The sequence below is a fragment of the Streptomyces sp. NPDC051172 genome, assembly GCF_040682555.1.
GTDB lineage: Bacteria > Actinomycetota > Actinomycetes > Streptomycetales > Streptomycetaceae > Streptomyces.
Window position 1 is genome coordinate 16,427 of the sequence record NZ_JBFBBE010000032.1, and the last position, 21,438, is coordinate 37,864.

Annotated in this window: 14 protein-coding genes; 9 read left to right on the plus strand and 5 right to left on the minus strand. The window is 71.1% G+C overall.

Translation table 11 applies throughout. The annotated features are described in order from the left end of the window. Positions 1-19: 19 nt before the first annotated feature. From AB0N07_RS20755 to AB0N07_RS20765, 3 genes are all read right to left on the minus strand, one after another. On the minus strand, positions 20-1,564 hold the full coding sequence (locus AB0N07_RS20755; protein WP_365837022.1) for a DUF5719 family protein: 1,545 nt from the start codon (positions 1,562-1,564) through the stop codon (positions 20-22). Beyond that, the gene (locus tag AB0N07_RS20760) at positions 1,561-5,238 is read right to left on the minus strand and encodes a glycosyltransferase family 2 protein (protein WP_365837024.1); all 3,678 of its coding nucleotides are present in this window, start codon (positions 5,236-5,238) and stop codon (positions 1,561-1,563) included. Before AB0N07_RS20760 ends, AB0N07_RS20755 begins: the two co-directional genes overlap by 4 nt. Positions 5,239-5,423: 185 nt before the next feature. Next, complete coding sequence (locus tag AB0N07_RS20765; RefSeq protein ID WP_010986447.1) at positions 5,424-5,687, minus strand: WhiB family transcriptional regulator; 264 nt, start codon at positions 5,685-5,687, stop codon at positions 5,424-5,426. A 639-nt stretch (positions 5,688-6,326) separates the two neighbouring features. Here AB0N07_RS20765 and AB0N07_RS20770 point away from each other — a divergent pair. The 4 genes from AB0N07_RS20770 (at position 6,327) to AB0N07_RS20785 (ending at position 10,320) form a co-directional block, all read left to right on the plus strand. Further along, positions 6,327-6,842, plus strand: coding sequence for a cysteine dioxygenase family protein (locus AB0N07_RS20770; protein WP_365837027.1), 516 nt, complete (start codon positions 6,327-6,329; stop codon positions 6,840-6,842). Positions 6,843-6,875: 33 nt separating this feature from the next. Beyond that, positions 6,876-7,835, plus strand: a complete 960-nt coding sequence (gene cofD / locus AB0N07_RS20775; RefSeq protein ID WP_365837029.1) for a 2-phospho-L-lactate transferase — start codon at positions 6,876-6,878, stop codon at positions 7,833-7,835. Then, positions 7,832-9,169 carry a coenzyme F420-0:L-glutamate ligase gene (locus AB0N07_RS20780; protein ID WP_365837031.1) on the plus strand — a complete coding sequence of 446 codons (1,338 nt, stop codon included), beginning with the start codon at positions 7,832-7,834 and terminating at the stop codon, positions 9,167-9,169. Before cofD ends, AB0N07_RS20780 begins: the two co-directional genes overlap by 4 nt. A 146-nt stretch (positions 9,170-9,315) precedes the next feature. Beyond that, entirely contained in the window at positions 9,316-10,320 is a 1,005-nt protein-coding gene (locus tag AB0N07_RS20785) for a DNA-3-methyladenine glycosylase 2 family protein (protein ID WP_365837033.1), read from the plus strand. Positions 10,321-10,899: 579 nt separating this feature from the next. Here AB0N07_RS20785 and AB0N07_RS20790 read toward each other — a convergent pair. Then, positions 10,900-11,982, minus strand: coding sequence for an NDP-sugar synthase (locus AB0N07_RS20790; protein ID WP_365837035.1), 1,083 nt, complete (start codon positions 11,980-11,982; stop codon positions 10,900-10,902). 174 nt (positions 11,983-12,156) lie between these two features. Next, positions 12,157-13,629, minus strand: coding sequence for a peptidoglycan recognition protein (locus AB0N07_RS20795; protein ID WP_365837037.1), 1,473 nt, complete (start codon positions 13,627-13,629; stop codon positions 12,157-12,159). Between the two features lie 129 nt (positions 13,630-13,758). Between AB0N07_RS20795 and AB0N07_RS20800 the strand changes: the two genes are divergently transcribed. From AB0N07_RS20800 to AB0N07_RS20820, 5 genes are all read left to right on the plus strand, one after another. Continuing rightward, positions 13,759-14,514: a TIGR03089 family protein gene (locus tag AB0N07_RS20800; RefSeq protein WP_365837039.1), complete on the plus strand. Its 756-nt coding sequence runs from the start codon at positions 13,759-13,761 to the stop codon at positions 14,512-14,514. Positions 14,515-14,732: 218 nt separating this feature from the next. Further along, positions 14,733-15,968 (plus strand): LCP family protein, encoded by a 1,236-nt coding sequence (locus AB0N07_RS20805; RefSeq protein ID WP_365837041.1) that lies wholly within the window; start codon positions 14,733-14,735, stop codon positions 15,966-15,968. Between the two features lie 241 nt (positions 15,969-16,209). Next, positions 16,210-17,934 (plus strand): LCP family protein, encoded by a 1,725-nt coding sequence (locus AB0N07_RS20810; protein WP_365837044.1) that lies wholly within the window; start codon positions 16,210-16,212, stop codon positions 17,932-17,934. An 81-nt stretch (positions 17,935-18,015) separates the two neighbouring features. Further along, positions 18,016-19,644 carry an LCP family protein gene (locus AB0N07_RS20815; protein ID WP_365837046.1) on the plus strand — a complete coding sequence of 543 codons (1,629 nt, stop codon included), beginning with the start codon at positions 18,016-18,018 and terminating at the stop codon, positions 19,642-19,644. Between the two features lie 209 nt (positions 19,645-19,853). After that, a complete protein-coding gene (locus AB0N07_RS20820) occupies positions 19,854-21,437 on the plus strand; it encodes an LCP family protein (RefSeq protein WP_365837048.1) in 1,584 nt (527 codons plus the stop codon). The last annotated feature ends 1 nt before the right edge of the window (position 21,438 follow it).

The window sequence follows — 21,438 nt, forward strand, 5'->3', positions numbered from 1 at the left end:
CCGGACGGGCCGAGAACAACTACCGCTGCAGTACCGACAGGTCCTGGTCCGCCTCCGGTACCGCCACGGTCCCGCGGTCGTCCGGCAGGGTCTGGACCGTGAAGCCGGGAACTCCCTCCTGCGTCGCCGTCAGCGTGCGTGCCGCGTAGACCGGGCCGCCGGACAGGGGCTCGACCGTCAGGGCGTAGCTGCCCTGGAGGCCGCTCGGGACGGGGGCGGCGATGTCCTGGGTGGTGCCGGCCTTGATCGTGTACGTCTTCGAGACCGCGGTGCCGCCGTCGCTGCCCGCGGATGCGGTGACCTTCACCTGGGCGGTGCGGGTGGGTGCTGCGAGGGACAGCGTGGTGCCCTTTCCGCTGTTGTCGGCGGACGTCGCGCGCGTGCCCACCGGGCTGGTGGCCGGGATGAACGCCGTCTCCTGCTTGTCGCCCTTGCCCCGTACGACGCGCAGCGCGGCGACCACCGGTACGGACTTGTCGGTGGGCGTGAGGACCAGGGAGCCGGCCTCGCCGCGGGTGACGGGGCCGAGGTCGACGGCCGAGGTCATACCGGCCTTCACATGCAGCGTCTCGTTCCCGGCAGGCGTGATCTGCCCGGACGGGGAGGCGAGCCGCACCTTCAGGTCGGCGTCCGCGTCACCGGGCGTGAAGGCGATCAGACGCACGGACGTGGCGTCCTTGGGGATACCGGGCAGGACGAGGCTGCCCGCCGGGTCCGTGGACGCAGCCAGCCAGTCGCCGCCGGCCTTGTCGTCGAGCGCCTGCACGGCGGCGCCCACGCGTCCGCTGCGGACGTTCACGTGCACGGTGACGTCGGTCTGCTTCTCGTCGGTGAGCGTGGACAGCAGGACCGGGTCGCTGGAGTGCGGTGCGACGGTGATGCCCTCCCCCACGGTCGACTTGAGGGCGCCGTCCTTGCCGTAGAGCTCGATGTCGACGACGGCGGCGGAGTCGTCCGGGTTGGTGAGGTGGACGTAGTCGGTGCGGGCGGCGTCCGTGCTGGCGCCCGGGAACCAGAACTCGGTGTCCGGGGCGGTGCAGTTGACGCCCTGGAGGCCGCGTCCGGTGCCCGCGGCGACCTGGGTGGTCTCCTGCAGCGCCCAGCCGGGCGCGAACCTTCCCTCGGCGGTGCCGACGAGGGCGGGTGTGTCGGCACCGGAGGTGTCGCCCGTGACGGGTTTGCCGGGCTCCTTGGGCGTGAGGACCGGCTTGTCGGTCTTCGGCTTGTCGGCCTTCTTCTTGCCGCTCTTCTTGCCGTCAGTCTTGCCGTTCGTCTTGCCGCCGGCGCCCGCTGCGTCGGCCGACTGCTCGGTGGCGGACTGGAGTTGGGCCGTCCCGTCGCTTCCCGTGCCCTTCGTGACGGGCGTGAAGGACGTGTACGACGTGTCGGCGAGGTCGGAGGTGCTGGGCTGCGGGCACAGCAACGTGGTGCGTTCCACGGGCAGTTCGGCGGCCGCCTTGGCGGTGTCCGCGCCGGAAGCGCCCGGCGCGGTGAGCGAGGCGAAGCCCGTGACGGCGGCGAGCGCGGCCGTGCCGGCGATCAGGGAGATGGTGGTGCGGTTCACTGCTGACTCCCGTCGGGGCGCTCAGGGGCGTGCGGCTGCGGCTGCGCCGGGTCGTACGTCGGGTCGTAACCCTGCTGGTACGACGGGTCGTACGCGGTCTGGTCGTACGACCCCTGGGAGGAGCCGCCGTAGGCGTACGGGTCGTACTGGCCGCCCTGGTACGGGTCCGCCTGGTACGTCTGGTCGTAGGTGCCCGCCGGGTACTGCTGGGTGCCCTGGTACTGCTCGTTGCCGTAGCTGCCGTAGTCGGCGCCCTGGTAGCCCGCCGCGTCCCAGTCGCCGTAGGGCTGCTGGTGCGGGACCGCCACCGGTGGCTCCTCCGCAGGAGGAGACGGGAACTCCTCGCTCTGGCCCGCCTCTTCGGCCTCGGCCTCCGCCTGGGCACGCAGGCGGCGGGCGCGGCGGCCCTCGCCGGCGACGGCCTCGGCGGGTACGGCCGGCTCCTCGGGCAGGTCGTCGTCGACGTCGCGGCGCCGGCCGGGCAGGGCCAGGACGACGAGGACGACGGCCAGGAAGCCCTGCGCCCAGAGCCAGGCGGTGTGCGTGATCGGGTCGTCGAAGGTGACGTCCAACTTGCCGCCGGAGGCGGGGAGTTGGAAGCCCTGGGCCCAGCCGTCGAGCGTGGTTCGGGTGAGCGGCCGGCCGTCCAGGGTGGCCGTCCAGCCCTCGGAGGCGGTGTCGGCGAGGCGCAGTACGCGGGCGCCGGAGCCGGACGGGACCGTGGTGTGGATCTCGACGGGTCCGGCGGCGACGGGCTGCGCCGTACCCGAGCCGGAGGCGGGGACGAGGGTGGCGCGCGCGACCTCCTGGTCGACCCCCCACAGGGCGCCGCCGCCCTGCTGGCTCAGCCGGGAGAGGCCGGGAGTGGCGTCCAGGACGCGGGTGACCTCGCGGGGCGCGCCCTTGCGGACGAGGACGTAACGGACGGCGAACCTGCCGAGCTGGTCGGCCTGGTCGGCACCGGAGCCGGCGACGAGGTTGGCGACGACCTTGTCGAGCCTGGCGTTCTCACCGTCGGCCGCGGCGCTCTCGGCGTCGCCGAGCCGGGCGCCCGAGCCGCGCACCAGGGTGTAGCCGACGCGGGCCGTGGAGTCGCTGTCGAGCACGAGCGTGCGTGCCTGGTCCTGGGTGCCGCTCTCCTCGGCGACGAACGCGGGGACCTGCACGGGGTCCTGCCGCTCGACCGGTCCGTCGGCGCCGCGGATCATCCAGCCGAAGGCGATGACCAGCGGGCCCGCGAGCGCGGCGAAGGCTATGAGTGCGGCCATCGGCTGGCGCCAGCCGAAACTCTGCTCGGCCACACGCGTGCGTGCACCGTCGGCGCCGATGACGGCGGCGGTCAGGAGGGCGAGGCCGTAGACGAGGGTTGCCGGGCCCGCCCAGGTCGAGCGGTTGGACAGGACCGCGAAGACGAGGCCCACCAGGGCGACCGCCCAGGCCGTCCAGATTCCGAACTGACGCTCCGAGCGCAGCAGGGCGGCCAGCGCGGCCAGGACGATGCCGATGAGCATCAGCCCGCTGACCGTGCCCGGGCCGCCCGGACTCATGCCGAGCAGGTCGAGGGCGGAGGCGGCCGAGGGGCCGTAGTCGAGCCCGGCCTCCTTGAAGAAGCCGAACGGGAGCAGCGACAGCGACCAGGGCGCGAGGACCAGCAGGGGCGTGCCGAGCTGGGCCAGGAAGCGCAGGCCGTGGGCGGTGATGCCGGTGCGCCGCACGGCGAGCGGCGCGAGGCCGAGGACCAGCGCGACGGGCCACACGATCGGCGTGAACGCCGTGGTGATCGTCAGCAGCAGCGTGTACGCCCAGGTGGCGCGCCAGCTGCCGGGTGTGCCCGACTCGTTCGCCAGGCCGCCGGCGGCGATGCCCGCGCGCGCGATGAGCGGCAGCAGCACGGCCAGTACGGCGGTGCCGATGCGGCCGCCCGCGAGCGCGCCCGTGGCGGCCGGCAGGAAGGCGTAGACGACGGCGGCCCAGGCGCGCAGCAGACGCGACTCGACGAGCGGACGGGAGGCGAAGTACGCGGTGACGCCGGCCAGCGGCACCGCGCAGACGAGCAGGACCGTGACCGCGAGTCCGGTCGAGCCGAACAGCACGGAGGCGAGCATCGCCACGATCGCGAGGTACGGCGGTGCGGCCGGGGTGCCGCCGGCGCCCACGGCGTGCCAGGAGTCCAGGTAGCGCGACCAGAGCTCGCCGGAGTCGGCCGGGGCGGGCAGCAGGGCGCCGCCCGCGAGCGCGCCGCTGCCGAGCAGAGCGCGGCAGGCGACCAGCGAGACCAACAGCAGCACCAGGAAGAGCATCGGGCCGGGCTTGCGGCCGATGCGCTTGAGGCGGGCGAACTGCTCGATCTCCAGGAAGTCGGCGTCGTCGCCGCCGGGCCCGGACTCGACCGCGCCGCCGTGCCGTCCGGCGCCGGAGGTCACCTCGGGGTCGGAGCGGCCGACGAGGTCGCCCGCGGCCTGTTCGACGGTGGCCCGTATGGTCGCGCCGGGCGGCGGGAACAGCGCGCGCAGTTCGCCCTTGTCGATCTGTGGCCGGCCGCGCCTGCGCCGTCCGGCGATGATGCGCTCCGGCCGCAGCAGGGTGCCCAGCAGGCCGCGGATCTCGTCGACGGCCTGCCCCGGGACCTTGCCGACGAGGTAGGCGACGGTCCGCAGGAGCGTGCCGAGTACGAGGCGCACCAGCACCCAGGGCAGCGCGGCCGTACGCGTGTTGACCAGGAGGGTGTAGACGGCGCCGGCCTTGTCGACCTTGTGCGGGGAGGCGACGGTGCGGCCCGCGCAGTCGACGGTGCGGCGCTCGCGGGAGGCCGCCTCGGCGTGTCGTACGACCGCCTCGGGGGCGACCAGGACGCGGTGGCCGGCGGCGGTGGCGCGCCAGCACAGGTCGACGTCGTCACGCATCAGCGGCAGCCGGTTGTCGAAGCCGCCGAGCTGCTCGAAGACGTCGCGCCTGATCAGCATGCCTGCGGTGGACACGGACAGCACGGCCCGGACGTGGTCGTGCTGACCCTGGTCCTGTTCGCGGCGGTCCAGACCTGTCCAGCGGCGGCCGGAGTTGGCGATGGTGACGCCGACCTCCAGGAGCTGGCGGCGGTCGTACCAGCCGCGGAGCTTGGGGCCCACGACGGCCACGTCGTCACGGCCGAGCTCGAGTTCGCTCTCCACGACGCGCAGCAGCTGGGCCAGGGCGTCGGGTTCGGGGGCGCAGTCGTCGTGCAGCAGCCACAGCCACTGGACCGGCTCGCCGTGCGGGAGTTCCGGCATGTCGTACGCGTCGTCGCGCCAGCTGCGGGTGACCGGGTCCCAGCCGCTGGGCCGCTTCAGATAGGGCAGCTCGTCGGGGGTCAGGACGGGCGCGCTGCGTTCCGCCTCCTCGACGGCCTGGCCGAAGCCGGTGCGCCGGGCGAGGTGCAGCACGCGGTCGGCGCCGAGGGCGTCGGTGACCAGCTGGGCGGAGTCGTCCGCGCTGCCGGTGTCGGCGGCCACGACGTACTGAACGGGGCGCTCCTGGCCGAGCAGCCCGGCGAGCGCGTCGGGCAGCCAGCGGGCGCCGTCGTGGGAGACGACGACCGCCGTCACCACGTGACGTGGGAACTCGGGTGGGCGGGTCGGGTCAAACGCGGCTGTGGCAGCGAGGTCTTGGTGGGCTGCCGTGTGGCTGTGCACGGACATCGAGGTACGGGCCCCGGTTCGATGGACTGCGGTGGACGCCTGTGCTCCCTGGGGGCAGCGAGGCGTCTCGGACGAGCGACCACACTATCGGCTGGGCATCAGAGCGGCCCGCCGCCTGTGGACAACCCCACCTGCGACGGGCCGTTCGAATGTGTTTCGATTGCGTGAGGGCGTCGGCCGTCCGGTCAGATCGCGGCCTTCTTCAGACGGCGTCGTTCCCGCTCGGACAGTCCGCCCCAGATGCCGAAGCGCTCGTCGTTGGCGAGGGCGTATTCGAGGCACTCGGAGCGGACTTCACAGGCCAGGCAGACCTTCTTGGCCTCACGGGTGGAGCCGCCCTTCTCGGGGAAGAAGGACTCGGGGTCGGTCTGGGCGCACAGCGCGCGCTCCTGCCAGCCGAGTTCCTCGTCCGCGTCGTCGACCAGCAGTTGCTGCACCAGCTCGGTCATGTGCGCCCCTCGTCTGTCTTTCGCGTCCCCGTGATGTAGCCGTTACCGATTCCGGCTGAACGACACGAGTGAAATTACAAGTGTGCTGCTCCGGGCGAGTCAAGCCGAGATCTGCTATTGAGCCCCTTATTCACTCTGCGGAACCAAGGCCATGCGGAAAGTGTTCAAATCGGCATAAACCTTGACATGCAGACGAAGCCCGGAAGGGCCTTCGTCCCCGCGCAGAGCCTGTACGGGGAAGGACGCCCGCAGATCCGATCTCGTTCCACGCGCACCTCGAAGCAAACCGGATCACAGTCGGATCACAGGACCGCAACGAGGTTTGAGCGCCATGTGTCCCGGGAGACGCATGCACAAACCTTTCACCTCCGACATGAACCGGATGAGGTGAACCATGTCCCACATGCCGGGCGTCGAGTTGACAGTGAAGGTGTGAACCGCTGTCCTTGTGGGCATGCTCGCGAACTTGGCGCTCACCTCGACCCGCACCGCCGGGTCCCACGGTGCTGCCCGCGCTCGCTGTAGCTGTTGTTGCTGTGCCGGCTGTTGAGCCACACCTGCTCCGGCTGTAGGCCCTGTCGTCCGCGACGGGACTCCCGTTCCCTCTGACCTTCTTTCACTGAGGAACCACGCACCCCTATGAACAGCAGCGACAACGACCTCCAGATCGCCGGCGACATCCTCGAAGTGCAGCACCTGCTGCAGCCCCCGCGCGAGCACCCGGCCACCGTCGCCGAGTTCGTGGGCCTGGCCCGGTCCATCGCCGCCGACCGCTCCCAGTGGGAGCACCTCGTGGAGTACGACGCGACGACGCGCTGGTACCACCGGCTGCGCACGGGGCCGGGCTACGAGGTGTGGCTGCTGTCCTGGGTGCCCGGTCAGGGCAGCGGGCTGCACGACCACGGCCGCTCCTCCGGTGTGCTGACCGTCCTGGAGGGCACGCTGACCGAGCGGACCGAGCGGGGCACGCGCGCGCTGGGCATGGGCGCGCAGCGGGTGTTCGCTCCGGGGTACGTGCACGAGGTGGTCAACGACGCGCTGGAGCCGGCGGTCAGCCTGCACGTCTACTACCCCGGCCTGACGGAGATGCCCATGCACTCTGCATGCACAGCGGCGCCCGCCGCCTACGACGAGGTGGACGCCGTAACCGCCTGACGTGTTGTCGTACCCGCCTGTAAGACTTGGCCCATGCGCATTGTGGTTCTGGCAGGCGGCATCGGTGGTGCCCGGTTCCTACGCGGTCTGAAGCAGGCCGTGCCGGACGCGGACATCACCGTCATCGGCAACACCGGGGACGACATCCACCTCTTCGGGCTGAAGGTCTGCCCGGACCTCGACACGGTGATGTACACGCTCGGCGGCGGTATCAACGAGGAGCAGGGCTGGGGGCGGGCCGAGGAGACCTTCCACCTCAAGGAGGAGCTCACGGCCTACGGCGTGGGGCCGGAGTGGTTCGGGCTCGGCGACCGGGACTTCGCCACGCACATCGTGCGGACGCAGATGATCGGCGCCGGGTACCCGCTGAGCGCGGTGACGGAGGCGTTGTGCGACCGGTGGAAGCCGGGCGTGCGGCTGATTCCCATGACGGACGACCGGGTCGAGACCCATGTGGCCGTCGAGGTCGACGGTGAGCGCAAGGCTGTGCACTTCCAGGAGTACTGGGTGCGGCTGCGGGCCTCGGTGCCGGCCGAGGCGGTCGTGCCCGTCGGGGCGGAACAGGCGAAGCCGGCGCCGGGTGTGCTGGAGGCGATCGCGGAGGCGGACGTGGTGCTGTTCCCGCCCTCCAACCCGGTTGTCTCCGTCGGCACGATCCTCGCCGTGCCCGGCATCCGGGAGGCGATCGCCGATGCCGGGGTGCCCGTCGTCGGCCTCTCCCCCATCGTCGGGGACGCGCCCGTGCGGGGCATGGCCGACAAGGTGCTCGCGGCGGTCGGCGTGGAGTCCACGGCCGCGGCGGTGGCCGAGCACTACGGCTCGGGTCTGCTCGACGGCTGGCTCGTCGACACCGTGGACGCGGACGTCGTGGACCGGGTCGAGGCCGCCGGGATCCGGTGCCGGGCCGTACCGCTGATGATGACCGACATCGAGGCGACCGCCCGGATGGCCCGTGAGGCACTGGCACTGGCGGAGGAGGTGCGGGTGCCTTGAGCGGCATTTCCGAAGGCGGGAGCGCGTGCGGCGACCGGGACTGCGGGTATCGGGTCTGGGCCGTGGACGGGATTCCTGAGGTCGTGCCGGGGGACGACGTCGCCAAGTTGATCGCCGCCGCCGAACCCGGGCTGGTCGACGGGGACGTGTTGCTCGTCACCTCGAAGATCGTGTCCAAGGCGGAGGGGCGGGTCGTCGAGGCGGCCGACCGGGAGGCCGCGATCGATGCCGAGACCGTGCGGGTCGTGGCGCGGCGCGGACCCCTGCGGATCGTCGAGAACCGGCAGGGGCTGGTGATGGCCGCGGCAGGGGTCGACGCCTCCAACACCACGTCCGGCACGGTGCTGTTGCTGCCCGAGGATCCCGACGCGTCCGCCCGGGCGATCCGGGAGGGGCTGCGGGACGCCCTCGGCGTCAACGTCGGGGTCGTCGTCACCGACACTTTCGGGCGGCCCTGGCGCTCGGGGCTCACGGACGTCGCGATCGGCGCCGCCGGGGTGCACGTACTGGACGATCTGCGCGGGGGCACGGACGCGTACGGCAATGCGCTCAGCGCGACGGTCGTGGCGACGGCGGACGAGTTGGCCGCCGCCGGTGATCTGGTCAAGGGCAAGGCCGCCGGGCTGCCCCTCGCCGTCGTGCGCGGGCTGCCGCACGTGGTGGCCGAGGGCGACGGGGAGGGGGCGCGGGCCATGGTGCGCGGCGGGCGCGACGACATGTTCCGGCTGGGGACGTCCGAGGCGATCCGGACGGCGGTGACCCAGCGGCGTACCGTGCGGGCCTTCACGGACGAGCCCGTCGACCCCGGTGCCGTACGGCGGGCGGTCGCCGCGGCCGTGACCGCGCCCGCGCCGCATCACACGACGCCGTGGCGGTTCGTGCTGCTGGAGTCGCAGGACGCGCGGACCGGGTTGCTGGACGCCATGCGCGACGCCTGGATCGCCGATCTGCGGCGGGACGGCAAGAGCGAGGAGTCCATCGCCAAGCGGGTGCGGCGGGGGGATGTGCTGCGCAATGCACCGTATCTGGTGGTGCCGTGTCTGGTGACGGACGGGTCGCACACGTACGGGGACGCTCGGCGGGACGGGGCGGAGCGGGAGATGTTCGTCGTCGCCGCGGGGGCCGGGGTGCAGAACTTCTTGGTTGCGCTGGCCGGGGAGCGGTTGGGGTCCGCGTGGGTTTCTTCGACGATGTTCTGCCGGGATGTGGTGCGGGAGGTTCTGGGGCTGCCGGAGGACTGGGATCCGATGGGGGCGGTGGCTGTGGGGCATGCGGCGGAGGAGCCGCGAGCTCGGCCTGAGCGGGACGCTGCGGCGTTCATTGCGGTGCGGTGACGTTCCGCTGGGCGCGCCGGGTGCCTGCGGTTACGCGGCGGAGCCGCATATTCGTACAGCACCGCCCCCGAACAGCGTTGTGCGCACCGGCGGTCCTATGTACCGCCTAGTCTCGTAGGCATCCCCGAGACCCCAGGAACTCAGCTGTGGCAGGACGGTTCGCTCCCCGGCCCACGCGTACGACCGTGCGCGGTGGGCATGTCGTGGTGCCCGGGGGTGTGCCGCGACAGGCCAGTGCGCCCGGGCGGGTGCGGACCGTCGTACCGGACGGGCCGCTTGATCTCGGGCTTGTGTTGGGGCCGCTTCGGCGGGGTGGCGGGGATCCGACGTTTCGGGCCATGCCCGACGGGTCCGTTTGGCGGGCCAGTCTGACTCCCGGGGGGCCCGGGACGCTGCGGGTCTCCGTGTGCGGGGGTGAGGTCCGTGGGGAGGCTTGGGGGCCCGGCGCCGAGTGGTTGCTGGAGCAGTTGCCCGAGCTGCTGGGGGGCGCGGACGAGCCCGGTGCGTTCGTGCCGCGGCACCGGTTGGTGGCGCACACCGCGCATCGGCGGCCGGGGCTGCGGCTGACGCGGACCGGGCTGGTGCTGGAGTCGCTGATCCCGTCGGTTCTGGAGCAGAAGGTCACGACCGGGGAGGCGTACCGGGCGTGGCGGCTGCTTGTGCGCAAGTACGGGGAGCCGGCGCCGGGGCCCGCTGCGGGCGGGCGGCTGTGGGTGATGCCGGGGCCGCGGACCTGGGCGTTGATTCCGTCGTGGGAGTGGCACCGGGCCGGGGTCGACAACAAGCGGGCGTCGACGATCCTGCGGGCCGTGAAGGTCGCTGCGCGGCTGGAGGAGGCGGTCGGCATGGAGCCGGCGGCCGCGCAGGCGCGGCTGGAGGTCGTGCCGGGGATCGGGCCGTGGACGTCGGCGGAGACCGTGCAGCGCAGTCACGGGGCGCCGGATGCGGTGACCGTCGGGGATCTGCATCTGCCGGGCATTGTCGGGTGGGCGCTTGCCGGGGACCGGGATGCGGATGATGCCGCGATGTTGGAGTTGTTGGAGCCGTATGCGGGGCAGCGGCATCGGGCTGCGCGGTTCATTCTGCTGAGCGGGCGTACACCGGCCCGGCGGATGCCGAAGATGCCGAAGACCGACATCGGGCGGCTGTAGGGGCCCGGGGCTGAGGCTCCGCCGGGGTGCGCATACCCGGGCTTGCGAGGTGCCGCCTTTCTTTGGCTCGGGAGCCGCCCCAGGCAGCACGTATGCCCGCAGGCCACGAGGGGTTACGTGGCCCACAGCACAAGCCCGCTCGCGGGCTGCCGGGGCTCACAGGCCGCAGGGCTTGCCCCCGAGCTGCGCGGGTGCCGCCTTTCTTCGGGTCGGGAGCCGCCCCCGGCGGCACGGCTGCCCGCAGCTACGGCGGCATCCACGCAACCCACGAGCGCGCCCGCAGGCCACCGGCGGCCATGTCGGCCTCAGCCGGCACAACGCCCCGCAGGCCACTGGGCGCTACACAGACCCGGCACAGCCCGCCCGCGGGCTACCGGGGGCATGTGGGCCACGGCGCACCCTGCCCGCAGACTGTCCAGGACTGGATGGCCCGCAACACAGCCCGACCCCTGCCCACCGGAGGCTGAGCGGACTGGAGCACAGCGCGCCCGCAGGCGGGGGCGCTCGCAAGGTGTCGCGCGGCGCGCCCCCGCCTGGAGGCAGGGGCCGCACAGGCGGCAGTGCGGGCGCCCCCGCCGCCTACTGGTCCGAAGAGAAGCGCACCGACCCCGCTGGGATCTGGGCGTCGCACCACACTCGTACGCCGGCGCGTAGTTCGTTGTCGGCGCCGATGACGGCGCCGTCGCCGATGACTGTGCCGGTGAGGACGGAGCGTTCGCCGACGCGGGCGCGGGTGCCGATGAGGGAGTCGGTGATGACGGCGCCCGGTTCGATGACGGCGCCGGGGAGGATGGTCGAGCCGAAGACCCTCGCGCCCTCCGCCACGAACGCGCCCTCGCCCACCACCGTGCCGCCCGTCAGCTTGGCGTCGGGGGCGACCCTCGCCGTCGGCAGGATCAGGCGGTCGCCGCAGCGGCCGGGGACCGCCGGGGACGGGGCGCGGCCCAGGACGAGGTCGGCGGAGCCGCGGACGAAGGCCGCCGGGGTGCCGAGGTCCAGCCAGTACGTCGAGTCGACCATGCCCTGGAGATGGGCTCCGGCCGCCAGGAGATCGGGGAAGGTCTCGCGTTCGACCGAGACCGGGCGGCCGGCGGGGATCGTGTCGATGACCGAGCGGCGGAAGACGTACGCCCCCGCGTTGATCTGGTCGGTGACGATCTCCTCGGGGGTCTGCGGCTTCTCCAGGAAGGCCAGGACACGGCCGGTGTCGTCCGTGGGGACCAGGCCGTAGGCGCGTGGGTCGGTGACCTTGGTGAGGTGCAGGGAGACGTCTGCGCCCGTCTTCTGGTGGGTGTCGACCAGGGCGCGGATGTTCAGGCCGGTGAGGATGTCGCCGTTGAAGACGAGGACCGGATCGTCGGGGCCCGAGTGGAGGCGGGACGCGACGTTGCGGATGGCGCCGCCCGTGCCGAGGGGCTCCTCCTCGGTCACGTACTCGATGTGCAGGCCGAGGGACGAGCCGTCGCCGAAGTACGGCTCGAAGACCTCGGCCAGATAGGACGTGGCCAGGACGATGTGGTCGACACCCGCCGCCCTGGCTCTCGCCAGCTGGTGGGTGAGGAACGGGACACCGGCCGCACGGACCATGGGCTTCGGCGTGTGGACCGTGAGCGGGCGCAGCCGCGTGCCCTTGCCGCCGACCAGGAGGATCGCTTCTGTCACCTGTCGTCTCTGCTTCCTGCCGGGACCAGTCGAACTCTCCTTCGACCAGCCAGTTTGTGCAGACCGTCGTGCGGTGAGTTGGATGGCCGTTGCGGTGTTCCGCGTTCCGCCCGATGCCCAGCTATGACGTAGATAACGCTTCCGTGCCCGACTCCTTTGCGAGATCCGGCTCGCTCAGCGGCGGCCCTGGTAGTGCGCCGAGGTGGAACGGATCGTGCCGAGCTTTCGGTAGAGCTGCCAGCCCGGGCACGCCGTGGGGTAGCCGTCACGGTGGCCGGAGATCACATTCATCCGGACGTTCTTACCCTTTCGGTAGAGATTGCCACCGCTCGACTTCAGATATGTCTTTCCGCGCGGATTGGCGCCGTAGAGGCCCAGTTTCCAGGCCGTGAGCCGGGCGATGGCCTTCAGGACGCCCGCGGGCGGCTTGCTCTTGCTGAAGTTGCCGATGACGGCGATGCCCATGCTGTTGTTGTTGAAACCGAGGGTGTGGGCGCCCCTGACCGCCTTCGCCACTCCCCCGGCGCGGCCCTCGTAGATGGTTCCGCACTTGTCGACGAGGAAGTTGTAGCCGATGTCGCGCCAGCCCATGCTCACAACGTGGTAGCGGTAGATGGCACGGATGACGGAGGCGGCCTGCGAACAGCGGTAGGTGTTGCCGGACGACGTGTGGTGCACGAACGCCGCCTTGACCTTCTTCGTGTAGGCGAACCCCCTCTCGCGCAGATCCTCGTCCGCACCCCAGCCACGGCGGGTGACGATGCGGGGGCGGGGGCCGATGTGCGGCTTCTTGCGCTGACCGTCCGTCAACTCGTGCCCGCGCAGCGTCCGCATCTCCCGCACGGTCGCCGACTTGCTCAGCGCGGGGATCACGGTGGCGCCGAGCGGGACGAGATCGGCGTTGGCGGTGGACGAGGCCTGAGCCTCGGCCGACTCGGAGTTGCCGGTCCCGGTACCGGGCGGTCCGGCCTGGCTGCCGTGCGGCACGAGCGGTGCCGTACTGCGCATCGGAACCTCGTCGCCGCCGTCGCCCGGGCCGCCGGGGTCCACGAGTTGCAGACGCAGGCCCGACGGGAGGGCGGCCGGTGCCGGGACGGCGCGGGTGCTGCGGGCGTGGTCCTCGGTACCGGGTCCGCCGTCGGCCCGGACCCGGACCTCCACCCCGTCCGAGTCGCCCACCCACAGCGGTGCCGTGGAGCCGCGGACCCGGCCCGAGGTGCCCTCGGCGGTGCCGGGGTCGGCCGCGTCGTCGTTGTGCGTCTCGAGGCTGCGCCAGCCGGACCAGACGCCGTTGCCGGCCGCGCGGGTGCGGACCTGGACCTGGCCGTGCAGTTCGGCGTTCGGGCTGTCCCAGATGACGCCGACCATCGAGAAGTGGGGCACCTCCCGGCGGGTCACACCTTGCTCCACGAGGGCCGTGGAGGCCGTGGAGCCGAGGGCGCGGGTGAAGGGAGTCAGCGGGGCGAGAGGCAGCGACTGGGTGCTGCCGTGAACGTCGGGCCGCGCGGCTGCCGGCGCGGATCCTGCGCCGACGAGCGCGGCCCTCGCCGTCGCCACGGGGACGGGCAGAGTCAGCGGAAGGGCGAGGGCGGCCGCGCAGGCGACGCCGATCGAGGAGGCGATCGAGGAGGCAAGGAATCCACGCATGCTCCTGATCTTGAACATAGTCATACATATCTGTCCATACCGGAATTGACGAACCGTCGGATTTCGTTCCTCCGAACCGGTGGCCCCACCAGGGGGTGCGCGAGCGGTCGTCCGCGTACCCTTGCGCGGGTGAACGCCACCGACCGCACCCCTGCCGACCTGCTGCGTTCCGCGCTCGCCGCGGACCCCGGACGCCCCCTGGTGACCTTCTACGACGACGCCACGGGCGAACGTGTCGAACTCTCTGTGGCCACCTTCGCCAATTGGGTGGCCAAGACCGCCAATCTCCTCCAGGGCGACCTCTCCGCGGCCCCCGGCGACCGGGTCGCGCTGCTGCTGCCCGCGCACTGGCAGACCGCGGTGTGGCTGCTTGCGTGTGCGTCCGTGGGGGCGGTCGCCGAGGTCGGCGGGGATCCGGCGGCGGCCGATGTGGTGGTGAGCGGGCCGGACACGCTGTCCGCCGCGCGGGCCTGCCGGGGGGAGCGGATTGCGCTCGCCCTGCGGCCGCTGGGTGGTCGCTTTCCGCAGGTGCCGGACGGCTTCACCGATTACGCCGTGGAGGTGCCGGGCCAGGGGGATCGGTTCGTGCCATTCGCCGCGGTGGATCCGGACGAGGCCGGGCTGATCGTGGCCGGGCGGGAGTTCAGCGGCGCGGAGGTGGTCGAGCGGGCTCGGGCGGAGGCGGCAGGGCTGGGCTTCACCGGGCCGGGGGCGCGGATCCTGTCCGGGCTGTCGTACGACACCTGGGAGGGGCTGAGTGCCGGGTTGTACGGGCCGCTTGCCGGCGGGGGGTCCGTGGTGCTGTGCCGGCATCTGGAGCAGTTGGGGGAAGAGGCGCTGGCCTCGCGGGTCGAGAGTGAGCGGGTGAGTGTGGTGCGCCGCTGAGGGCGGCGACAACGGTTGCCTGGCATGTGCGGGTTCGCGGGGGCTGATCGCGCCCACGCGGCGGAGCCGCATATCGCCACATCCCCGCGCCCCTGAGGCCGAAGCCGCTGCAGTCACCCGGACGGATCAGTAACGGACGCCTTCGCCGCCTCGCCGGGCCATGGTCGTAAGAAGTGCAGGTTGTCACCGCACGTTCGTACGCCGCGAGGGGGTGGAGCATGGCCTTGGGAGTTCGGCGGCGGTGGGTGCGGTCCGGGGGGCTTGCGGTCGGGGTCGTGGTGGCGGGGGCCGCCGCCGGCGGGGTGGTGGTGTACGCGAAGCTCGACGGGAACATCAGGGCCGATGATGCGGCCGCCCGGGAGCTCGCCCGGTACGAGAAGGAGCGGCCGACCTCGCTCGTCAAGGGCGCGCAGAACATCCTGCTGATCGGGTCGGACACGCGGGCCGGGGACGGGAACGCCCGGTACGGGCGGGACTCGGGGACCGAGCGGTCCGACACGACGATCCTGCTGCATCTCTCCGCGGGGCGGCACGCCGCCACCGCGATCTCGCTGCCCCGTGACCTGATGGTGGGCATCCCGGCCTGTCTGCGGTCCGACGGGAGCCGCTCCGAGCCGATGTTCGCGATGTTCAACTCGGCCTTCGAGACGGGTGGCTCGGCGTGCACCATCCGGACCGTGGAGAAGCTGACGGAGATCCGCATCGACCACCACATCGTCCTCGACTTCCACGGCTTCAAGGAGATGGTCGACGCGGTCGACGGCGTCCAGGTGTGCCTGAAGAAGCCGATCGACGACAAGGCGGCCAAGCTGAAGCTGCCCGCCGGACGGGTCACGCTCGACGGCGAGCAGGCCCTCGGCTACGTGCGCGCCCGCAAGTCCCTCGGCGACGGCAGCGACACCGACCGGATGGACCGTCAGCAGCGGTTCCTCGGGGCGCTCGTCAACAAGGTCCAGAGCAACGACGTACTGCTGAACCCGGTGAAGCTCTATCCCGTGCTGGACGCCGCCACCTCGTCGCTCACCACCGACCCGGGGCTGGCCAGCCTGCACGGGCTGTATCAACTCGTGCGCGGGCTGCGCGACATCCCCACGAAAGCGGTGCAATTCCTCACGGTTCCGCGGGAGTCGTACGTCTACGACTCCAATCGCGACCAGCTCGTGGAGCCGGAGGCGGAGAAGTTGTTCGAACGGGTGCGCAGGGACGCGCCGTTGGCGGTCGCGGCGGAAGTTCCGCGGGATTCCGACGCAAAGAGCCGTAATTCGACCAGGGATGGCGCGGGAAACTCGTACGGGCATTCGGGCGGGGATTCGTATGAGCAGTCGCACGACTACGGCGTGTACGGGCGCGGTGACGCGAAGTCGGACGGAAAGCGGTACGGCGCAGCTTCGGAGGGCAGTTCGCCCGCACCGACGTTCCGCGGGAACACCGCCGACGAGGACAGCTGCGGGTAGGGCGAGCAACAACGCGACGAACAGCCGTCCCAAGAAAACCCAAGGAAATGGGCGGATTGCCCAGTTGTAGGGGCGTGGAATTTGTCACCGACGTCGCTCCACGCTGAACTGGCCGGATAGTGTGAGCGATCCGGTGCACCGGTCCGCCAGGTCCTTCCTGGGGTCGCGCACTGTGTGACCGAGACCCGAGCGTCTTTGAGGGGGAAGGCGCCGCGTGGCCCAAACGGAGGATTCGGAAACCGTGGACGCGCAAAGCCGTGGGCGGGCGGAGAACATCGACCCCGCAGACCAGTGGGTGCTCAATCCGAACACCGGCGAATACGAACTGCGACTGGCTCCTTCCGCACCGCAATCGGCGGTGCCCAGGCCGCGCAGATCCGCCCCCCGTGGCGCGGACGGCGCGGCACGCGGCCGTACGGCGAGCCCGCAGGCCCCGGGCCGCGGGGTGCCACCGCAAAGGCGCCGCCGTGGCGCGCCCGAGGAGCCGCCGCCGGGGCGGCGCGGCCGCCGGCCGGTGCAGAAGAAGTCGAAGGCCAAGAAGGTCCTGCTGTGGACCGGCGGCACCATGGCGTTCGTGCTGGTCGCCACGGCCGGCGCCGGGTACCTCTACATCAAGCACCTCAACGACAACATCACGTCCGTCTCCGACGACGGCGCGAGCACCGGTGGCTTCAGCAAGGGCAAGGCGATCAACATCCTGCTGATCGGCACCGACAAGCGCACCGGCAAGGGCAACGACGAGTACGGCGACAAGAACAGCGTCGGTCACGCCGACACCACGATCCTGCTGCATGTCTCCAAGGACCGCTCGAACGCGACGGCGCTGAGCATCCCGCGCGACCTGATCACCGACATCCCGGACTGCCCGACCACGCAGGCCGACGGCTCCCAGAAGGTCATCGCGGGCACCAGCAACGTCCGCTTCAACACCAGCCTCGGCCAGGACGAGCGCACGCCCAGCTGTGTCGCACGCACCGTCACGGAGCTGACCGGCATCAAGCCGGACAACTTCATGGTGGCCGACTTCAACGCGGTCAAGACGCTGACCAGCGCGGTGGGCGGCGTCGACGTCTGCCTCGGCAAGGACATCAACGACCCCAAGTCGCACCTGAACCTGAAGAAGGGCATGCGGCACATCGAGGGCGAGACCGCACTCGCCTTCGTGCGCACCCGGCACGCGGTGGGCTTCGGCGGTGACCTGAGCCGGATCACCCTGCAGCAGCAGTTCCTCAGCGCGCTGATGCGCAAGCTGAAGTCGAACGACACGCTCACCGACCCGACGAAGATGATCAAAATCGCCGAGGCCGGCACCAAGGCGCTGACCGTCGACGCCAATCTCGACAGCATCGGCAAGCTGAAGGACCTGGGCCTGGAGCTGGGCAAGCTCAACCCGAAGAACCTGACCTTCACCACGGTGCCGGTGATCGACAACCCGGCCGAGAAGGTGCATGCGACGGTCGTCCTCAAGCCGGGCGCGGCCCAGCCGGTCTTCGACGCCATCAGGAACGACGTCTCCTTCACCGCGGTGAAGGAGAAGAAGAAGCAGGAGGCGGCCGCGGTGGCCGCCCGTCTCAAGGGCACCAAGTCGGCCGCGTCCGCGGTCCGGGTGCGGATCCTGAACGGCGGCGCCGAACCCGGCAGTGCGCAGGCGGAGCTCGAGTACCTGCAGAACCAGGCGGGCGTGCTGAAGTCCGAGAACGCCGGCAACGCGGGCGTGCAGCTCGGCAGAACGACTCTGGAGTACGCCCCGGACCAGGCCGACCAGGCGCGCCGGCTGGCCGCCATCCTGGGCCTGTCCGGCTCGGCGCTGAAGCCGGGCAAGAGCGTGATCAACTCCCAGGGCCTGCCGGCCATCACACTGACCCTCGGCAAGGACTTCCCGGGGGCCGGGGAATCGTTCACCGCGGCGAGCAAGGCGCCGGACGTGGACAAGACCACGGCCGACAAGGTTGAGTGCGCCAAGTAGTGACCTGACAGGCCTGTCGTACGTCTAACAGGACGTACGACAGGCCTGATGCATGGGCGCAGGGGTGGGGAGGACGGGGAGATGGCGCAGAGCAGCGTGCAGGGGGAAGGGACGTTCCGGGGCGTTCCGCACACTCGTGAACCCGAGCGGGACGGCGGTGGGCCGGGCGGCGGGCGGCGCGTCAGAGCGGGCAGTCCGGGGCCGCGGCGGGGACGCCGGGTGCTCAGATGGTCGGCGACCACGCTCTCGGTGCTGATACTCGGCACGGCCGGCGCCGGATACCTGTACTACCAGCACCTCAACGGCAACATCCAGAAGGGCGAGCGCAGCAGCGGCGACGCCAAGGCGCAGAAGACGGCGCCGAACGCGGCGGGGCAGACCCCGCTGAACATCCTGCTGATCGGCTCGGACAGCCGTAACTCCGACGAGAACGTGAGGCTCGGCGGTGCCAGGTACGACCGCGGCACCCCGCCGCTGGGCGATGTGCAGATGCTGATCCACCTCTCCGCGGACCGCAAGAGCGCCGCCATGGTGAGCATTCCGCGTGACACCCGGGTCGAGATCCCCAAGTGCCGGGACCCCAGGACCGGCACGACGTATCCCGAGACCAACAAGATCATCAACGAGACGCTGGCCCGTGGCGGTGCCGGCTGCACGCTGGCCACCTGGGAGAAGCTCACCGGGGTCTACATCGACCACTGGATGACGATCGACTTCTCGGGTGTGGTGCGGATGGCCGACGCCATCGGTGGCGTCGACGTCTGCGTGAAGCAGAACGTGTGGGACCACCCCACGGCAGCCGTGCCCGGCGGCTCAGGACTGAAGCTGACAGCCGGCACCCACAAGGTCCAGGGCACGCAGGCCCTGCAGTGGCTGCGCACCCGGCATGCCTGGGGCAGCGACCTGATGCGGGCCAGAGCCCAGCACATGTACCTCAACTCGATGATCCGCACGCTGAAGAACCAGAACGTCTTCACCGACACCGGGCGGCTGACGGACCTCGCCGAGGCGGCCACGAAGTCCCTGAAGGTCTCCGAGGAGATCGGCACCGTCAAGAAGCTCTACGACCTGGGCATGCAGCTCAAGTCGGTGCCGACGGACCGCATCACCTCGGTGACGATGCCGAACGTCACGGACCCGCAGAACTCCGACCACGTCATACCGGACGGCGCGGGCGCCGCAAAGCTCTGGGAGATGCTCCGCGACGACATCCCCCTCGACAACAAGGGCAAGGCTTCGGACGCGAAGAAGACGACCGCCGAGGATGAGGCCACGAAGGCCCCTTCGGCGCCGGACGGCGAGATCGGCGTCGTGGTGCAGAACGCCACCGGGACCTCCACCCTCGGCCCGGTCGTCGGACGCGCGGGCACGGTCGCCCAGGAGCTCGTGCAGCAGGGGTTCAGCAAGGCGTCCAAGGACGCGACGGCAGGGCTCTCCGCGGACCGGACCGTCGTGCGCTATCCGAGCGCGGAACTGGAGGGCGACGCCCAGCGCGTCGCCAAGTCGCTGGGGATTCCGCCGAGTTCGGTGCAGAGGTCGACGGACGTCTCCGGGGTCACCGTCGTCGTCGGCGCCGACTGGCGCACCGGCACGGCGTATCCGAAGCAGTCGAAGCCCAAGGCCGGCGACCTGCCCGGCAATGCCGACGCCATCAACGGCTCGGACAAGAGCCAGTGCATGGACGTGTACGGACCGTACCGCTGGGCCTGATCTTCACCGATCCCCACAGCGAACTCCCAAGTGACTGCACAATGATGAGGCGCGCTCACGTCCGAGGGACTTCAGGGGGGCGGCGCGCCCTCTCATTCGCCTGATCCGGGGGGACGGGCAGCGGAGGGGTTCGGCATGTCCAGGGGTGGGAGGGCCAGGAGTTGGCGCGGAGCAGTGTGCGCGGAAAGGTTTCTGCGGTCGAGGACACGATGTCCCTGACACCGCGGGACCGGGAGGCGACGGCCGAGCACGGCCGGCACGGCGGAGGCAGACGCAGGAAGGGCCCGGACGGCGACGGGAAGCGCCGCAGACGGCGCGTCCTGCGCTGGGCGGCGATCGTCCTGGCGGTGGTGATACTCGGCACGGCGGGGGCCGGTTGTCTCTACTACCAGCACCTCAACGCCAACATCAAGAAGGACGCCCTCAACCTCGGCGACGCGAAGGACAGGGCGGCCGAGTCGAAGGCCAACGCGGCCGGTCAGACGCCGCTGAACATCCTGCTGATCGGCTCCGACGCCCGGGACTCCAAGGAGAACCAGAAGCTCGGCGGCGCCAAGGACACCTTCAACACCGCGCCGCGCGCCGACGTGCAGATGCTGCTGCACGTCTCGGCGGACCGCACCAACATGTCGGTCGTCAGCATGCCGCGCGACACCCTCGTGGACATTCCCAAGTGCACGGACCCCGGCAACGGCAAGGTCTACGGGGCACTCACCTCGGCGATCACCAATGACTCCCTGGGCCGTGGCGGCCCCGGCTGCACGGTGGCCACCTGGGAGAAGCTGACCGGCATCCACATCGACCACTTCATGATGATCGACTTCGCGGGCGTGGTGTCCATGGCGGACGCCATAGGCGGCGTACCGGTCTGTGTGGACGCCAACGTCTACTCCAGGTCCTCCGACGGCCACGGCTCGGGCCTGAGGCTGAAGGAGGGCACCACGTACGTCAAGGGCATCCAGGCCCTGCAGTGGCTGCGCACGCGGTACGGCTTCGAGGACAACACCGACATCGCCCGGGCCAAGGCCCAGCACCAGTACATGAACGCGATGGTCCGCCAGTTGCGCGAGAACGCCACGCTCGGCAACCCGAACGAGCTCCGCAAGCTCGCCGAGACGGCCACCAAGGCGCTGACCGTCGACACCGGCCTCGGCACGGTGGCGAAGCTGTACGACCTGAGCAAGGAGCTCAGGAAGGTCCCGACCAAGCGCATCACCATGACGACGATGCCCTGGCAGTACTCCACGACGAACAGCGGCCGGGTCGTGCCGAAGCCGGGTGACGCGGCGAAGCTGTTCCGGCTCGTCCGCGAGGACATCGCGCTGGACGGCAAGGGCAAGAAGAAGTCCGCGGGTACGGAGGCGCCCTCGGACCCGGCCGCGGCGGACGACAAGATCGCCGTACAGGTGCGGAACGGCACCAGGTCCGGCACGCAGCCCGCGGTCACCGGACGGGCGCGTACGATCGCCCAGCTGCTGGTCGGCAAGGGGTTCACCGAGGCGGTGGCGGACGCCACGACGGTCCTCAGCGAGCAGAAGACGGTGCTCCGCTACCCCGGCGCGGACCTGGAGGGCGACGCCCAGCGCGTCGCCAAGTCCCTTGGGATTCCGCTGAGTTCGGTGCAGAAGTCGACCGCCGTCTCCGGGGTGACACTGGTCGTCGGCGCCGACTGGCGCTCCGGAACGACGTACACGGCCCCGGCGGACGACGACAGCACGCCGGCGTCCGCGCAGGTCATCAACGGCTCGGACAAGAAGCAGTGCATGCACGTGAACCCGGATTACACCTGGTGAA

Excerpts from the sequence above, each read along its gene's own strand:
- cofD (WP_365837029.1), top strand. The coding sequence starts at position 6,876 with ATGCGCATTGTGGTTCTGGCAGGCGGCATCGGTGGTGCCCGGTTCCTA.
- AB0N07_RS20820 (WP_365837048.1), top strand. The coding sequence starts at position 19,854 with ATGTCCCTGACACCGCGGGACCGGGAGGCGACGGCCGAGCACGGCCGG.
- AB0N07_RS20815 (WP_365837046.1), top strand. The coding sequence starts at position 18,016 with ATGGCGCAGAGCAGCGTGCAGGGGGAAGGGACGTTCCGGGGCGTTCCG.
- AB0N07_RS20805 (WP_365837041.1), top strand. The coding sequence starts at position 14,733 with ATGGCCTTGGGAGTTCGGCGGCGGTGGGTGCGGTCCGGGGGGCTTGCG.
- AB0N07_RS20770 (WP_365837027.1), top strand. The coding sequence starts at position 6,327 with ATGAACAGCAGCGACAACGACCTCCAGATCGCCGGCGACATCCTCGAA.
- AB0N07_RS20795 (WP_365837037.1), bottom strand. The coding sequence starts at position 13,629 with ATGCGTGGATTCCTTGCCTCCTCGATCGCCTCCTCGATCGGCGTCGCC.
- AB0N07_RS20765 (WP_010986447.1), bottom strand. The coding sequence starts at position 5,687 with ATGACCGAGCTGGTGCAGCAACTGCTGGTCGACGACGCGGACGAGGAA.
- AB0N07_RS20760 (WP_365837024.1), bottom strand. The coding sequence starts at position 5,238 with ATGTCCGTGCACAGCCACACGGCAGCCCACCAAGACCTCGCTGCCACA.